This window comes from Alkalibacterium sp. m-11 (assembly GCF_054658155.1).
Map to the genome: position 1 here is coordinate 1 of NZ_BAAGIR010000204.1, position 2,618 is coordinate 2,618.

General features: G+C 52.3%; 1 rRNA gene. It reads left to right on the forward strand.

The features are described 5' to 3' along the window. Positions 1-2,601: ribosomal RNA gene (locus tag ACYQ2O_RS11635) — 23S ribosomal RNA — on the forward strand; the annotation flags it as partial. Between the last annotated feature and the right edge of the window lie 17 nt (positions 2,602-2,618).

Consider the following 2,618-nt stretch of genomic DNA (forward strand, 5'->3'; position numbering starts at 1 on the left):
ATGGACAAGAGACGATAGCAGAAGCAGCTGGAAAGCTGTGCGAGACAGGGTGACAGCCCCGTATGCGACATCGAACCTTGCCTAGCTGGGATCCTGAGTACGGCGGAACACGAGAAATTCCGTCGGAATCCGGGAGGACCATCTCCCAAGCCTAAATACTCCCTAGTGACCGATAGTGAACCAGTACCGTGAGGGAAAGGTGAAAAGAACCCCGGAAGGGGAGTGAAACAGCACCTGAAACCGTGTGCTTACAAGTAGTCAGAGCCCGTTAACGGGTGATGGCGTACCTTTTGTAGAATGGACCGGCGAGTGACGATGTCATGCAAGGTTAAACCGAAGAGGTGGAGCCGCAGCGAAAGCGAGTCTGAATAGGGCGTAGAGTATGCCGTCGTCGACCCGAAACCAAGTGACCTACCCATGTCCAGGGTGAAGATGCGGTGAAACGCATTGGAGGCCCGAACCCAAGTACGTTGAAAAGTGCTGGGATGAGGTGTGGGTAGCGGAGAAATTCCAATCGAACTTGGAGATAGCTGGTTCTCTCCGAAATAGCTTTAGGGCTAGCCTCGGATAGTGCATCATGGAGGTAGAGCGACTGTTTGGACTAGGGGCCCTTATCGGGTTACCGAATCCTGATAAACTCCGAATGCCATGTTATGTAGATCCGGGAGTCACACTGCGAGTGATAAGATCCGTAGTGGAAAGGGAAACAGCCCAGACCGTCGGCTAAGGTCCCCAAATTCTTGTTAAGTGGAAAAGGATGTGGGGCTGCTTAGACAACTAGGATGTTGGCTTAGAAGCAGCCATCATTTAAAGAGTGCGTAATAGCTCACTAGTCGAGTGGCCCTGCGCCGAAAATGTACCGGGGCTAAACAAGATACCGAAGCCACGGATAGAACCATTGGTTCTATGGTAGGAGAGCGTTCTAAGGGCGGTGAAGCAAGATCGTGAGGACTTGTGGAGCGCTTAGAAGTGAGAATGCCGGTATGAGTAGCGAAAGACGGGTGAGAATCCCGTCCACCGAATGACTAAGGTTTCCTGGGGAAGGCTCGTCCTCCCAGGGTTAGTCGGGACCTAAGCTGAGGCCGATAGGCGTAGGCGATGGACAACAGGTTGATATTCCTGTACCAGTCTGCTTTGTTTGAGCAATGGAGGGACGCAGGAGGCTAAGATATGCACGCTGCTGGAATAGCGTGCCCAAGCAACAAGTCTGAGGATGAGTCAAATGCTTATCTTCTTAAGGACAAGTTGTGATGGGGAGGGAACTTATAGTACCGAAGTATCCGATGTCACACTGCCAAGAAAAGCTTCTAGTGAGAAGTAGGCTGCCCGTACCGCAAACCGACACAGGTAGTCGAGGAGAGAATCCTAAGGTGATCGAGAGAACTCTCGTTAAGGAACTCGGCAAAATGACCCCGTAACTTCGGGAGAAGGGGTGCTGACCACATGGTCAGCCGCAGTGAATAGGCCCAAGCGACTGTTTACCAAAAACACAGGTCTCTGCTAATTCGAAAGAAGATGTATAGGGGCTGACACCTGCCCGGTGCTGGAAGGTTAAGAGGAAGGGTTAGCTTCGGCGAAGCTCTGAATTGAAGCCCCAGTAAACGGCGGCCGTAACTATAACGGTCCTAAGGTAGCGAAATTCCTTGTCGGGTAAGTTCCGACCCGCACGAAAGGTGTAACGATTTGGGCACTGTCTCAACGAGAGACTCGGTGAAATTATAGTACCTGTGAAAATGCAGGTTACCCGCGACAGGACGGAAAGACCCCATGGAGCTTTACTGTAGTTTGATATTGAGTGTCTGTACAGCTTGTACAGGATAGGTAGGAGCCAATGAAGCCAGGACGCCAGTCTTGGTGGAGGCGTTGGTGGGATACTACCCTAGCTGTATGGCCACTCTAACCCGCGACCGTAAACCGGTCGGGAGACAGTGTCAGACGGGCAGTTTGACTGGGGCGGTCGCCTCCTAAAATGTAACGGAGGCGCCCAAAGGTTCCCTCAGAATGGTTGGAAATCATTCGTAGAGTGTAAAGGCAGAAGGGAGCTTGACTGCGAGACCTACAAGTCGAGCAGGGACGAAAGTCGGGCTTAGTGATCCGGTGGTACCATATGGAAGGGCCATCGCTCAACGGATAAAAGCTACCCTGGGGATAACAGGCTTATCTCCCCCAAGAGTTCACATCGACGGGGAGGTTTGGCACCTCGATGTCGGCTCATCGCATCCTGGGGCTGTAGTCGGTCCCAAGGGTTGGGCTGTTCGCCCATTAAAGCGGTACGCGAGCTGGGTTCAGAACGTCGTGAGACAGTTCGGTCCCTATCCGTCGCGGGCGTTGGAGATTTGAGAAGAGCTATCCTTAGTACGAGAGGACCGGGATGGACACACCGCTGGTGTACCAGTTGTCAGGCCACTGGCATCGCTGGGTAGCTATGTGTGGACAGGATAAACGCTGAAAGCATCTAAGCGTGAAGCCCCCTTCAAGATGAGATCTCCCATTCCTTTAAGGAAGTAAGACCCCTGAAAGATGATCAGGTGGATAGGCTGGAAGTGGAAGCATAGTGATATGTGGAGCGGACCAGTACTAATCGGTCGAGGACTTAACCACAAGAAAGAAAGTATAGC